Origin of the sequence: Vibrio sp. 10N.261.55.F4 (assembly GCF_041470465.1) — a bacterium.
Taxonomy (GTDB): domain Bacteria; phylum Pseudomonadota; class Gammaproteobacteria; order Enterobacterales; family Vibrionaceae; genus Vibrio; species Vibrio crassostreae_C.
Map to the genome: position 1 here is coordinate 80,157 of NZ_JBFRMM010000004.1, position 13,989 is coordinate 94,145.

Consider the following 13,989-nt stretch of genomic DNA (forward strand, 5'->3'; position numbering starts at 1 on the left):
TTGTTTACCACAGGAGTGGGAAAGTCATTGACCAATGGCAGCGGTAAAAAGGTTGTACTACACCAGCTTGAATTTTGGATAAGGGGGGCTTGAATATTAATCACTCGAAAACTCATTAGATATGAAATTACAACTAACATATCATAAAGCAGCTTCAGCAGCAATATTTCCAATTGTACAGCACACAAAGACCACTGGTCAAGTGTTTTATTGCGTAAACATCAAACTAGAGCGTAATCGACTAAAGAAAGCTACTTACTCACTTACAATAGAGTAGGACAAAGGTATGGCGTAAGCCCATTAACAAAATAAAACAACCACCGAATGGTGGCTGTTTTATTGGCTACAACAGCCCGCTCACTAACAAACATTGTAAATATTTAAAGAGGTCTATCTTCTTTGTTGTATTGGCGTAAGACCGATTTAACGTGATATCTCACTGCAACCAATACACTAACACTTAGGGTTAAACATAAACCAAAATTAGCATTAACAAATTCAATCATGTGTGAAGCTTCCTTATGGTGCATTTCACTACTATACATAGTTAGCCATTTACCACAATGTTGATGAGGATAGCTCAAGATAAACGGATGAATTGGAGTTAAACTCAGAGATAATCAAGCAGTCCAATCCTAAATAAATAAGTAACTCAATCCTAAATAAATAAGTAACTGTGGTTGATAGTTTGTTGGCACTGTAGATTTGGATCTTGTTGATAAGAAAGAACTTGGCTACGAGGATGCGTCCTAACATCACATATCTACCGGAAATACAAACTCGCTTTTGTCCCAAAGCATGGCGGCATAACACGCCTCTGAACATAAACGAGTTTGAGTCAGCTACCACATTGCGTCTTCGGATAAGCTGAATTAAGTAAAACCAAGTAAGCGAGCCTAACTAACAAGGCCTTTCAAATTAGCTTTGAGTATATCTCTTACTTCATCAGGAGAAATACCCCACAACTCTGCCATATACGGAATAACACTGGCCGCATCGGATGGATATAGAATTTTTCCTTTCACCTTGGCAAATGGACCATCTGTTTCCAATAAAATTCGATCTCTTGGTAGCCAAGAAATGACATTCTTCGCTCTTATCGAGAACAACATGGCTGGTCCTATAGAAAAATAACAACCAAGATCGATTGCTTTCAATACTTGTCTTTTTGTTGCAAGAAACCAATGAAGAATAGGAGTGCCCGCTTTGGGGTGCTCTCTTAAGCATTCTAAAACTGCGTCAACTGCATTTAGGCTATGAATAGTTAATATCTTATCTTTTTGAGATTCACATTTTTGAAGAATATGATTAAAAACAATCAACTGGTCGTCAAAATGTTCTTTATAGCCCTTTGAACCATCAAGTCCAATCTCTCCAATATACCGTGTTTCTTCTATCAATGTATCAAACAGGGCAAGCTCGTTTTTTCTCTGATGAGCTAACTGGGGATGCAATCCAAGTGCCGTCCGACAGTTTTTAATATCACGCGTTAAATTAACAGTACCTTTGAAAGCCGAAGGTACTGTCGTAACGGATAATAGATAGCAACCAGTATCACTGATGTCTTTTAAAACCATGTCATAATCGGGGTAAAGATCGACATGACAATGCATATCCATCATTATATTTTATTCGTCTCAAGAAACGTTTCCACTTCTTTGAGTCCACGTCTAATTGTAGACTCTAATTTTTCTCTTGTAGTTTGTTCATTCGGTAACGAGCCACTTTGTCTAATCCATCCCTTGTAGTCTTGAGATTTATTAAGCCTAATAATTGCAGTCTGCACCGCATGCAAATCATCTCTAGTATCTTTATCGTTATGAACAAATTTTAAGTTCTTACTAACGTATGGTGCATCTTGTTTGAACCCCGCATGATGGACAGATGAACGTCTAATTAAGCAAGGAACACAATGACCACACTGCATATGTTTTCGATGCCAATGACTACAGGACACGCTCAACGGAATGGCCTTAGCAATTGCAACTTGATCAACACATTCCTCTAACATTTCACCCTTTGTTTGAAATTGGTATGGGTTAACAAATGTCACGTTAAATCCAGCATCTTTTAAGAGTTCTTCAAGACGATTCAAGAAATATGGGTGAGTAGTCCGTGTACTGTGGCTACCAATTCGTCGCCTTGTGAGTGGAGGGTTGATTGAAATATACCCATTCTCGGGAACAATAATTGTAGAAATACTACTATCTTCGTTAGCATTTCTCAGAGCAGAAATCCCCAACACAGCCATAGCTAAAAAGTTAAAGCTTCTTCCACGCATCGTGACATCAGTTTTACCTTTCAATCCAGCCATTAAACTAGGTGAAATGCTATAAGAAAGCTCACCATACTTAGACTTTAAAAGCCTCTTGATGTTCTCTTGTTTAACACCATCTCCACGGTAAGCATGACTAAGCAAAAGCGGTTTATAATTGGATTTACCATTTAGTATATCTATTGCGCCAACAGCACTATCTAACCCACCAGAGAAAAGACAAACTGAGTTTAGTCCTTTGAAGCTATTCAACCTTGCTTTTGATTTGTTACTAACAATAGGTTTAGGCACCTCAAGCAAAGTTTTCGTAAACGTAAACTTCCACTGGTCACCAGTTAAGAAGCTCAAGATAGAACTAAGACGCTCCGATAAATTTCCCCATAATTTTTCGTTAATAACCGGAATATGCAAGTGCATAACCCTTGACCACGCATCTGCCGCATTACCTCGAAGTTCAAATGTCTCAGCAGCAGTAACGGCACTAGCTATGGTTATCAAATCTAAAGCATCCGCATCAATACTAACCCCAAGCTCACGTACTTTCTTTAGTAAGCTACCCGAAGCTCTACTGTGCTTAGAGCTATCGTGTGGGTGCGTACCGAAGAGTTGCACTGGGTGGCAAGTCTCGGAATACTCGGGAAGCAAAGAAGGATTATGGTTAAAGTAGAAATTAATCATTAAAAGACTCCCATTCATCTACAGTCTGCGATATCGCGTCAATTTGAATTTTAGTGATATTAGCCTGCGATAAATGCCCTCCATTATCACTCGTGATCTTTTCTACTTTAGATTGAGTTATCACTTTTATTAGATCCCTTAATTCTTCTTCCATTTTGTGATGTTTACTAGCGTGTTCAGCATGGAACCAAGCCTTGCCCATTCCATCAACAACATCCTGAAAAATCAGATCAGTTAAATAGCAAGATATAGCTTCTGTTACCACATCATCTGTAAACATGGACTCATCAAACTTTTCTTCATCAGGCAATACTTCCGCTAATGCAAAATCTATTGCTAAACGCACAGATTCAGCATCACCGTTATCAGGTGTTAGATGATCGCTAATACGATCTATAGCTTGGTCAGTAGTTAATCCATTTAACTCAGATAGAGAAAGGGTTCTATCGTTATACTTAACGCTGTCACCTTGCATCATCCCCAATAGACCGGAGCCAGCAGTGATACCGCTCGCTAGCCTGCGGCTCACTCCAGAACCTCCACCGGAGCTTCTAGAGTATTTCTTAAGAGAGCCTCTCAAATTAGAGCTGTCACTTCCTGACTTTGCGTAATCCCCAAATGCCCTTCTTGCCCCTGTCAGTCGATTTGGTGACGGAATATTAGGAACTGAGCCCGGAATCTGCTCTTGTACTTTTCCATTATCAACTTCCTGTGGTGGTACGCTAACGTCAGCTCCATTATCAGAACCAACTTCCACTGAACCGCCTTGCTCTGCCCATGGTGGTAACAACGGGCTCTTATTATTAGGTCCGGTACTTGATGCTGAAGTTCCCATTATTTAGTTGCCTCTAGTTCTTTAATCAATGATTCTAGCCATCGTTTCTTGGGAGCTTTCTTCACGAAAGCTAAAAAATTAGCCTTACACCTATCATCATGTGCTGCCAATTGCCTTGCTCCATATATTCCGGAGGTTTTTAGGCCCCATTCTTCAACTTTACGCAACTCTTCGATGAGGCTATCCATCACAGATATGTACTCTTCACTAGCTGTAAGTTCAATCAGTTCAGAGCTCGCTTTACTGGATCTAGTTTTCTGTTTCAACAATCCTTCGAGCATTTTTTGTGCTGCGCCTGACATGACGCTATTAACAGAGCCCATCGGGATATTTTGTCTACTCAAGTATGCTGCCGCTGTTAGATCTACACCTGTAAACAAAGGTTTTAATCGAGCCCATTTTTCTAGGAAATGAACTTCTTTCTTCCATTCATCAGGTAGCCTTTCGATATCAAACTCTTTATCTGTTCGTTCGAGTTCTTCAATGAGTTCTGGTTTACCACTCTCTGAATCAATGAGCTCATACAGCCTATTTGTTGCTTGAATACCCATGCAGCGTTCAAAAATTACTAGCTTAGTTATTGTTCGCTCATCTAGCTGCATACCTCTACGATGTGCAGTTTTTTTCCTCATCTTAACTTGATTAAGTAAGCGCTTTACGATTCTTGGGTTGCCGTTTATGTTCGCAGACTCTGCCAATATTGGAGCCATCTGTTCTGCTATCTTAAACTCTTCTCTAAGCTCAGCGTCATCAAGCTCACACCTTTCGAGTAAATCATCTACCGAAATCTGTCCCTGTTTCCAAGAAAACCTGAGTGATTCTTCCAACCCTAGCCTCAAGCGGTCGAACTCTTTTATTGGGATACCTCTGTCTTGGGCAATTAGCATTATCAGATAGGCTCTAACCTCAGCAAAACCGGGCTTTGGAACATGTACAGGGATTTGAATCAGTTTATCTAGATAGTCAGTTTGGTGACGTACAGAAGCTCCCTTATGGAAATGAGGAATTGCCAAGCGAATCATGTCAGGGTCAGCCGCAACAACAAATGCAGTATTTGGCATGAACAAAAACAATCTAATTGCTTCTAGTGTGGATATCGTATTCTCAGGTAAACATCTATCTAAGTTATCAACATAAACAATTACAGGTTTATCAAAAGCCTTTAGCAACGATATATAGGATTTTCTAAACTCTCTAATTTCTTTTGGAGGAGAGAATTTCTTCTTAGCTTTTACAAGTCCTTTAGCCTTTTTACCAACCTGACCTATTGCTTTAGCATCTTTCTGAGCTGCTTCGAAATCCAAATCATCATCTTCATCAAAGGCATCTCCAGCCCAACCAAAAAAGTTCTGAATTGCACCGAATGTCGGCATTCCAGAAATAGCAGCAGCACCTTCAGCCATAAGCCCCATAAACCTTACTTTGTCGATGCGCTTAGCAAAATCAAGTGCCTTTTCAAGTAGCTTTTCATCCTCAGCGGCAGCTTCAACCAATTGTGCTGCTATAGTCTCCAACAGTGCAGCTTTTGCATCGTCGTATCCTTGAAATGTCCATGCATCAAAATGAATCTGGATGTACTCTTGTTCTTCCTTCTCAAGCGCTTTAGCGGTCAACTCTAAAATTGTTGACTTACCAGCACCCCAATCACCAAATACGCCAATAGATATTGGCATTAACTCTTTCTCTGTAATGAGATCTTTGATTGATTCAGCAATCTCATTGAAATTTAAAAAATCGATCTTAGATTCTTTATCTGACCACATGTTTATGTCCTGACAGTACTAATAACAACCGCGTCAGTATTGACTCAGCTGACTGATCCTCAAGTTAAATAAGATTCTATTGAAGGCGTTACTTCTCTGATATCACAAGTAAAAACAAATATGTGCTTTGTTTCTTAATAATTTTATCATTCTAATCTGTGAATTTAGCAATTCAAAGATAATAAAACTCAGTTTGTGAGGTAAGAGTATGAGTCAGAGACTTGCCAGATCAGTTTGACAAGAGGCTATGAGAAATTGTGCACCAGCGGCTGAACAAATAGGAAGTAACTCCTTTAACAAATTGGAAAGCAACTTGCTGACTAAATTATTCTAGTGAAGGTTTACTGCTAAAAAAACACGTTTGGGGGCATTTTCGAGCTAAAAAATGCCACATGTTAAAATTCAGATTGTGACGTTTTTGGACAGAAATCATTTAAATTCGATCGCCTAAATACCAACCACGACATTAGTTTATGTATGCTAACTTGCGACACCCAACACCACCTTAAGTACGAAAGAGTTTCGCAATCTACAGTCTCTAGCCACACCTTTAATTCCACCTAAATATCTGTGATAATTACAAAAATCTAGTTTTACTAAGGCTTGGGGAAAGTCCCAAAATAAATTGCTCACCTACCAATTTGGGGCCTTGTAATTTGAGTAAAGGTACGAAGACAGTATGGATAAGGACACAAACTTTTTTACGGCATCGCAAATAGCTAGGTCTATTTCGATTCCATTCGCTGATATAGAAGAGATGCTAGACCCCTACATATACTTCAAAGGCCTAATTTTTAAAGGTGACAAAATCAGTTATGTTGACGGTTATTTTATAGTCCACAAAACTGAAGTCGTTGGTCCCAAATTTACCCTAGAGGAAATCGAAAGTGGCTATGCGATCTGTGATCCGGATATGCCAGTTTTTAATTTCGTAGTTGAGGTTAAAGGCACAAAATACAGCAATAACGAGGAATTAATTGGGAATGTTTACCTACTAAAAACTAAGACCGAGGTAGAAGATGAAGCGTTATTCTCATATGAACAGCTTTGCAAAATAGCATCAGAAATTGGATACCCTAAGCCAATCGAAAAACTTCAACTTCTCGCAAAAGACCATGCTTATGATGTGAAGGTTATCAACCAAAAAAGTAACTTTACTTTAAGTGCCGCCGCAAAAATAGCTGCGAATATTGAACCTATGGCATCAATAGAAATGCCATCACAGAGGTACTCATACAATCACTACCTTGAACTATTAAGCGACTGTATAAAAGGAACAAATCAACATGGATTTAAATTGCATACAGTAGAGCTTTGGACATCATGTAATGATGAGTTCGGTGAAAGGTATTCTAAAAATTACAAGAATGGAACGTTACTAAAACAGCGAGCAGTATTGGATTACGAGCTTACAATAATCTCAAAGCAAGAATTTTTAAGATGGTCTGAATATCAAAGATTAGATATTGGTTTGGATTATCAACCTGAAAGCATAAGCAAGTCAGTTGAATTACTAGAGATGAGACTTTCTGAATCAGAAGAGGAAATTTCACGATTAAGAGATTTACTCATTAATGAAGATTCGATGACTCCAGAAACCACAAATAACTCATACCCGCCTGAATTACAAATAGCTATTGATGCTTATGAAGAGCTATGTTTAAACGAAGCTACTCCTCCAACAAACAAAGTAATACAACACTGGCTGAAAGCAGAAAGCAAACAGAGAGGAATCACCCACAAGGATGGTTCTGATCAAGTTCAGGGATTGAGCCAAGTAAAGCTAGAGCGAATAGCTTCAATGATCAAATCTAGGTAGGAGAAAAACTAGGGGTAACCTAGGTAACCCCTAGCCTTTTAACAGGTAACCCCACTTGCCTAACCTCCCCTCTAATAAGTTTTAATTTACCTAAATCGACCCACAACCGGCAAAGGTAACTTATGATTGATTTGATAAAGGTTTTAGCCGATCTACCTACAGAAAACCTTCTGCTAATAACACTGATAATTTATATTCTCAGTGAACGGAAGAACTCATAGAACTGTAACCGTTGAGTCGTAAGAATCAACATATACGCAACGTAAAGTAGTAGCCTCTGTATTGGGGATAAATGGTTAAAAGGATTGCTAGATTCGTTATTTATGTATTAGCTCACGTATTGAAAATTTTCACTCACAAGAAGTTCGGCTTTTGATTGACTGCAATCAACTGATTTATATAATGTGCAAATCAGTGCAGTCAGGTTGCCATCACCATTGCGACTGCTCGTAAACAAAATAGATGGCAAAGTCTGAACTCCTCTTCCTGACTCTTCATGAGACTGAGAGGAACGTATTTGAGGAGTAGCCTATGGTGAAACGAGATAATGCGGGTTCAGCATCCTTACCAAAGCTCATCACTGCTTTTGGGGGATTGTTTGTAATTTTGGTTGCAAGCTTTGAACCCGTTACAGCTTTTGTGTGTGCATTGAGTGCGACAGGATTTCTGTCACGCTTATAGGGTTGGTAAGGTAAACCCGCTCGCTAGCTCAACAGCTAGCGGGTAGCCCTCTCCTTACTATACTTACTTAGACTGCCCTGATTTACTCTAGATTTTTAGCCAGCAACAACATTAAACTTGCAAGTCGATGAAAGAGATATTCAATATGACTGCTATCAGTAAGTTTAATCTGGCTTATCTCTGAGTGACGAATGAAGAATGCGTTTCCTATATTTGTCAAAGCCTTAGCTTCTGCTTCTAGTTCTGCTCGAAAATCAGGGTCAGATGAACAGTTGTCTAGTAAGGTGGCCAATGATTGCTTTTTTCTTTTCTCTGGTTCAGCGACTGTCTTTATGCGTTCAAAAGCGTCCCAAAGCTCTTTTAAAGCTTCATACCTAACTCGTACGTCAGTATTACAAATTTTTCTATTTGCATGCTCAAGTAGGTCATTTAGCTCCTGCTCAGATGTTTTCGGGGCTTGTTGAATAACAGAACTTAGAGCCCCACTCATAACCCTTTTAATTTGGCCGTCAGCTAGTAGCTCATAAGCCAAACCATTTCGAGTGAAAATGGTATTAACCTTCTCTAAGAAATCGGCTCGTCCAGTTGTACGATCAAACGAATCTATATGGTGATGCCTATAGTACGAATGATAACTTCCTTGTGTAGGCTTAGATACATTTGCGTAGCAAAACTGTACTAAATCTAGTGCGTCCAAATAGTTAGGAACAAACGGGACTTTTTTATGCGACCAACCATCAGGATTTTCGTCTTTTTCTGTAACAAGTGGGTATTCAATTCCCAATATTTCAGCTTTTAGAGCAAAGGTAAACCCTGTCTCATCAGTACCACAGCACCCTTGTCCATCAAGGCAAAGCTCTGGAAAATTTTCTCCAAAATATCCCGTATTGATTAGCTTTTGAATTAAAGCAACGAGCCCACACCAAACATTGTGCGGGATCTCATTGTTTGTTCGAGGCGTAGTACCTCTTTCTTGATCACTAAAGTACTTCATAATTGCCTCAATTTAGTTGACGCCTTGTTAGCTTTCATTTTTCGATTGATCAATTAGATCATTTCTCCACTCTGAAACTAAGTCGGAAAGTGTTTTATAACCATATTCTGAGTCAATTAACCCCTGAAATTCATTTATCAGAAATTCACAGTCCATTGAGAATGCTGTTAGAACACGTGTAGTGTAATTATCAGGCCAAGTATCGCTCCACTCATCTCGGTGCTTGAAATAATTGGCAGTACAATTAACCATCTCTATTAGAGAATAACCCTGAACTTTTACACGGTGATTTTGATATGCTTTTTCTTTGGTCAATTTATTGAGCCCTAAGCTGACTCGGATTTCGTTAATATCTCGTAAGCTACTGATGCAGTAAGCTTGAGCTGAAACAAGCAAAGAGCCGTAAAGAACTTCACCGTATTCGTTCATCCACACCCCATCGAACCAAGGTTCAGTGCGGTTCCTCTCAAACAACTTTGCGATACCTGCTTGGATCGTTTCCTCTACATCGATTAATGGGCCAAGGCCATAGTCAACCTCAAAAATATTCATATTGCTCCTGAATGCTAACGCCTTGTTAGATACTCTGGCTCAGTCCGATGTTACGCCTCAACACAGAACCAGACTTTATAAGGCTTTTCTTGGAAAGTAACTTAGGATGTAGTTGGTCTTCCAAATAGTCTGTAGGTAAACCCGTGTCTTCACGAACAACCCAAGAAGCATATGGTCGCTTTTCACCTAAAAACTGCTGTCCAACAGAGCGAGGTAATACTCCCAACACCTCAGCAACAGCGCCATAAGTAGCACGCACTTCAATTTCATTTAGGTAATCCAGTATTTTCAATACTACTTCTTCTTTTTCACTCATAATGCTTGCCTATATTTATGATTTTTTCGACTCTAAATCATTGTATATATTTCAAGAGTACTTGCTGTTTTTGGAGTGTTTTAACGCAAATGCCTAACAGCTCAATATGTCGATGTTGGATGTTTATCACATCCTTTTCCCCCCAAGCATACCTAAATACTGGATTGAATATACGAAGGTTTTTGTGTTTGTTCTGTGTGCCATGTTGAAACATTAGCATAGATAGGGATAAATCAAGCTAGCAGTTTTCTTATTGAAAAAGGTCTAACAAGCTTTGGGGGGAAAGTGTGCTAGGAATCATTAATAGAGGTAACTCCAGATGCCCAATATTGATGAGTAAATACAGCTGCGCTACTAGGCATTGTATGTCATCTACGACGCTACTAAAGTTTGGGTCATTTATAAGCTCTGAATCGAAAACTCACGCAACCAAGGTTTGGTGACCAAACTTTGGTTGCGTAATAAGTGTATGATTCAAAATATTTATTATACACCTGATCGGGTAAAGAGATGATAGTACTCTCATCCACGAACAACAATTGACAATACCATCAACAAGTGGAAGTATTGGCCGCTTTTTGAGGGCAAAATGTCGATCCCAACGAAAAATCATCTCCTATCTTCAACGAATGAACCTATTAGTGAACTATTGTCCGTTAAAGCTACAGATCCAAATTTAACTCCTTATAAACAGTCTGCTCTGAACTCAACTTGCCCACAGAAGCTGATTCATGGATCTAGAGTCACGCATCGTCATCTAGCTAGTAATATGACCACAGTGCCTTCAGTTTTAGAAGAATTGGCGTGGCGATTACCAAATGAGCCCATCTCAAAAGCCTTCAACGAATTGATTTATGACGTATCGCATCCCAACGAGGATGAGTTAAAGTTTCGTTTTGAATACACAGCTCTTAGTTCTGCCGAGAAGTATCAAATTATGATGTTCTCAGATCTACCTATATTGATCGCGCTGCTTTTATTTTTGGACAAAAAGCAAGCATATCGTGGTGGTCTAATTATGTTTACCACAGAGGAGATCCTTATGTTGACTAACCCACGTATAACCAAAAATTTTGAACCTAGATATCAAACAATCAATGACAGTTTGTTGCGTATTTTGAATACCAAAGTTGAGTTAATCACTTCAAGGTTGAGCAGAGATCATTTAAAGCTAAATTTTATAAGATATCAAACTAGTGAGGGCTCTCCTCAGTCTCTAATGACATTTACTTTAGTAGCCGACCTAGATGTTTTCCATCAACTGCTAAAATCAATATTCACATACGTATCGAGCTGGAATAGTTTGACTGGTAGTCAACGTCATAACCTGAGCCTCGACTATGGCGAATCATTTTATGATAGAGAGTTCTCGCAGGAAACGTCATCGATGAATCGTAAGATCAACAATATTTATCGCGCATATATTAGATCATAATTTGGGAGCACGGACACTCAATCAACTAAAATGAATAAAACTTAAAATCTCTATATGGCTATCTTCTTCAAGAGAACATAAGTCATGATTTTATAGATCTATATAAACAATATTTTAAGTCATACTGGAGTCGCAACGTTACACCTAAACGTTAACGTTCTTAAGCGTGAAACGCTAGAAGACGCAGTTGCTCACCCAGAGAACTACCCACAGCTAACTATCCGTGTATCGGGTTACGCTGTACGTTTCAACTCTCTAACAACTGAACAGCAACGTGACGTTATCGCACGTACGTTCACTGAGTCTCTATAATTTTTAGAGCTTAAATTAGAATACAAAAACGGCGCTCATTGAGCGCCGTTTTTATTTGTTCGAAAAACAAATGGACGTTACGGTTGAACTCGACGAAGCACAGCTTTTAGCGCTTCAAAATCGTTATCAAGATCTTCAGACAACAATTCCATCGCCGCGTGTTTTGCTAGCGGGCCAGGCAGTTCGATATCAGAACCTAGGATGTCATCAACCACTTCTTTGAATTTCGCTGGGTGTGCTGTACACAGGAACAAGCCAGTTTCGTTCTCTTGCAGTTGCTCTTCCAGTAGACGGTAAGCAATCGCACCATGTGGTTCACATAGGTAACCTTGTGCTTTTAGGTCGCGAACTGACTCAGCGCTCTGCTCGTCAGATACTTTACCTTTGCCTAGTGTATCTAAGCCCCAACCTTTCAGTTGGCAAAGCTCTTCGATACGAGGCCAGTTGTTTGGTTGGCTTACGTCCATCGCGTTCGATGTTGTCGCAACAGTCGGTTTTGGATCCCATTGACCTGTTTCTAGGTAACGAGGAACAGTGTCATTTTCGTTAGTTGCTGCGATAAAACGCTTAACAGGTAGACCTAGCGCTTTAGCCAATAGACCAGCAGTTAGGTTACCAAAGTTACCACTTGGTACAGAGATAACGAGGTTTTCACGTTGCTCTTTAGTCAGCTGAGAAGCCGCCTCAAAGTAGTAACAGATCTGAGCCATTAAACGGCTGATGTTGATCGAGTTTGCCGAATTAAGACCGATCTCTTTACGCAGTTCAGCGTCATCAAATGAGTCTTTAACTAGAGCCTGACACGCATCAAAGTCACCATCAATCGCCACAGTGTGGATGTTCTTGCCAAGCGTACAGAACAGCTTCTCTTGCAGTGGGCTGATCTTGCCTTTCGGGTAAAGAATCACAACATTGATGTCTTCCATGCCGTAGAAAGCATGCGCAACCGCCGCACCAGTATCACCTGATGTTGCCGTTAAGATAGTGATTTGACCACCATCAGAAACAGCTGCTAAAGATTGAGCCATAAAGCGGCCACCGAAATCTTTAAACGCCAGTGTTGGACCGTGGAAAAGCTCAAGCGCGTAAACGCCGTCTTTTACTTGGTTGATTGGTGCAGGGAATTGGAACGCTGCATCCACCATTTGGTCGATCTGTTCTTTTGGTAATTCATCACCAATCAATGCTGACAGAATCTTTGAGCTACGAGGGACAAAGTCCTCTGCTAGCAGCGCATCGATATCATCAAACTTTGGCAGTTCAGATGGGAAAAATAGACCTTGATTACGGCCTAAGCCTTGACGAACGGCTTGGCCAAAAGAGACTTGTTCATCATTTTCTTTGATGTTGTACAGTTTCATAACTCACTTCCTGTAACGATCGAACCCTGCTTATCTAGGCGACAAACGTGAACGAATCCTTCTTCATTTTGTACGTAATTTTGTTCTAACCAGCGTGCAACACGCTCGGCGACATCTTGTTCTTTGCAAATGCTAAATAGAGTTGGACCACTACCAGAAATACCAGTAGCCAGTGCCCCAGCTGACAGCGCGTATTTACGAGCATCAGCAAACCCTGGAAGCAGTTTCTCACGATATGGTTCAGCGATCACGTCTTTGATCATCTTCGCCGCCAGTTCAGGTTGACCTGAATGACACGCGTGGATAAAGCCCGCTAAGTGACGACCATGAGCAATAATATCCTGACGACGATATTGAGATGGTAGGATCTCTCTCGCTTCAGCCGTTGAAACCTTAATACCCGGATAAGCCATTACCCAGTACCAGTCGTCAAAACACGGTACTTCTTGGCTGATGATGCCTAGCTCTTCAAGCATGAGCTGCACACCACCAAGGTAACATGGCGCAACGTTATCGTAGTGGATACCACCTGAAATCTTGCCTTCCATTTCACCCATCAGAGCAAGCAGTTCAGTTTCATTCAGGGGCTCACCGTGAAAACGGTTTAGCGCATCCAGTGCCGCGACGATTGAACATGCACTAGAACCCAAACCTGAACCGATAGGCATGTTCTTTTCTAGTGTCATTTCTAAAGGCTTTAGCGTAACGCCTTTTTTATCAAGCTCTCTCGAGAACACCACCCAGCAGTCGTAAACGATGTTTTCTTTTGCTTCAGTTGGCAGCTTAGAAACAAAGCTGCCTGCAGTTTTAAGTGAGAATGGTTCATCACCGGCCTTAACCATAACTCGGTCACCTAGCAGCGAGCCATCCACTGGAGACACAGCGGCCCCCAGCACATCAAACCCTACACTGACATTACCGATTGATGCAGGAGCATAAACGACAACATCCATATCACTTGAACTCAT

Annotated in this window: 12 protein-coding genes; 3 read left to right on the plus strand and 9 right to left on the minus strand. The window is 40.3% G+C overall.

Going from position 1 to position 13,989, the window contains the following annotated elements:
• Positions 1–896: 896 nt before the first annotated feature.
• Genes qatD through AB4249_RS04030 form a run of 4 tightly spaced genes read right to left on the minus strand, consistent with a single transcriptional unit; the run spans position 897 to position 5,551 of the window.
• Entirely contained in the window at positions 897–1,622 is a 726-nt protein-coding gene (gene qatD / locus AB4249_RS04015; protein ID WP_104216209.1) for a Qat anti-phage system TatD family nuclease QatD, read from the minus strand.
• Positions 1,622–2,953, minus strand: a complete 1,332-nt coding sequence (gene qatC / locus AB4249_RS04020; RefSeq protein WP_104216208.1) for a Qat anti-phage system QueC-like protein QatC — start codon at positions 2,951–2,953, stop codon at positions 1,622–1,624. The genes qatD and qatC overlap by 1 nt, the downstream gene beginning before the upstream one ends.
• The gene (locus AB4249_RS04025) at positions 2,946–3,788 is read right to left on the minus strand and encodes a hypothetical protein (protein WP_104216207.1); all 843 of its coding nucleotides are present in this window, start codon (positions 3,786–3,788) and stop codon (positions 2,946–2,948) included. Before AB4249_RS04025 ends, qatC begins: the two co-directional genes overlap by 8 nt.
• On the minus strand, positions 3,788–5,551 hold the full coding sequence (locus tag AB4249_RS04030) for a P-loop NTPase fold protein (RefSeq protein ID WP_104216206.1): 1,764 nt from the start codon (positions 5,549–5,551) through the stop codon (positions 3,788–3,790). The genes AB4249_RS04025 and AB4249_RS04030 overlap by 1 nt, the downstream gene beginning before the upstream one ends.
• A gap of 679 nt (positions 5,552–6,230) precedes the next feature.
• Here AB4249_RS04030 and AB4249_RS04035 point away from each other — a divergent pair.
• Positions 6,231–7,370, plus strand: coding sequence for a hypothetical protein (locus AB4249_RS04035; protein WP_104216205.1), 1,140 nt, complete (start codon positions 6,231–6,233; stop codon positions 7,368–7,370).
• Between the two features lie 763 nt (positions 7,371–8,133).
• Here AB4249_RS04035 and AB4249_RS04040 read toward each other — a convergent pair.
• From AB4249_RS04040 to AB4249_RS04050, 3 genes are read right to left on the minus strand one after another with little or no spacing between them, the layout of a single operon-like run.
• Entirely contained in the window at positions 8,134–9,045 is a 912-nt protein-coding gene (locus tag AB4249_RS04040; RefSeq protein WP_104216228.1) for an AbiJ-NTD4 domain-containing protein, read from the minus strand.
• A gap of 27 nt (positions 9,046–9,072) precedes the next feature.
• A complete protein-coding gene (locus tag AB4249_RS04045) occupies positions 9,073–9,597 on the minus strand; it encodes a hypothetical protein (protein ID WP_104216229.1) in 525 nt (174 codons plus the stop codon).
• A gap of 25 nt (positions 9,598–9,622) precedes the next feature.
• Positions 9,623–9,913 carry a hypothetical protein gene (locus AB4249_RS04050; protein WP_104216230.1) on the minus strand — a complete coding sequence of 97 codons (291 nt, stop codon included), beginning with the start codon at positions 9,911–9,913 and terminating at the stop codon, positions 9,623–9,625.
• Between the two features lie 589 nt (positions 9,914–10,502).
• Between AB4249_RS04050 and AB4249_RS04055 the strand changes: the two genes are divergently transcribed.
• Positions 10,503–11,348, plus strand: coding sequence for a hypothetical protein (locus AB4249_RS04055; protein WP_133160489.1), 846 nt, complete (start codon positions 10,503–10,505; stop codon positions 11,346–11,348).
• A 96-nt stretch (positions 11,349–11,444) separates the two neighbouring features.
• On the plus strand, positions 11,445–11,660 hold the full coding sequence (locus AB4249_RS04060) for an autonomous glycyl radical cofactor GrcA (RefSeq protein WP_276605512.1): 216 nt from the start codon (positions 11,445–11,447) through the stop codon (positions 11,658–11,660).
• Positions 11,661–11,737: 77 nt separating this feature from the next.
• Here the strand turns inward: AB4249_RS04060 and thrC are convergent, their stop codons facing one another.
• Both thrC and thrB read right to left on the minus strand, forming a co-directional pair.
• The gene (gene thrC / locus AB4249_RS04065) at positions 11,738–13,021 is read right to left on the minus strand and encodes a threonine synthase (RefSeq protein WP_017059314.1); all 1,284 of its coding nucleotides are present in this window, start codon (positions 13,019–13,021) and stop codon (positions 11,738–11,740) included.
• The gene (gene thrB / locus AB4249_RS04070; RefSeq protein ID WP_372102420.1) at positions 13,018–13,974 is read right to left on the minus strand and encodes a homoserine kinase; all 957 of its coding nucleotides are present in this window, start codon (positions 13,972–13,974) and stop codon (positions 13,018–13,020) included. The genes thrC and thrB overlap by 4 nt, the downstream gene beginning before the upstream one ends.
• Positions 13,975–13,989 lie beyond the last annotated feature (15 nt).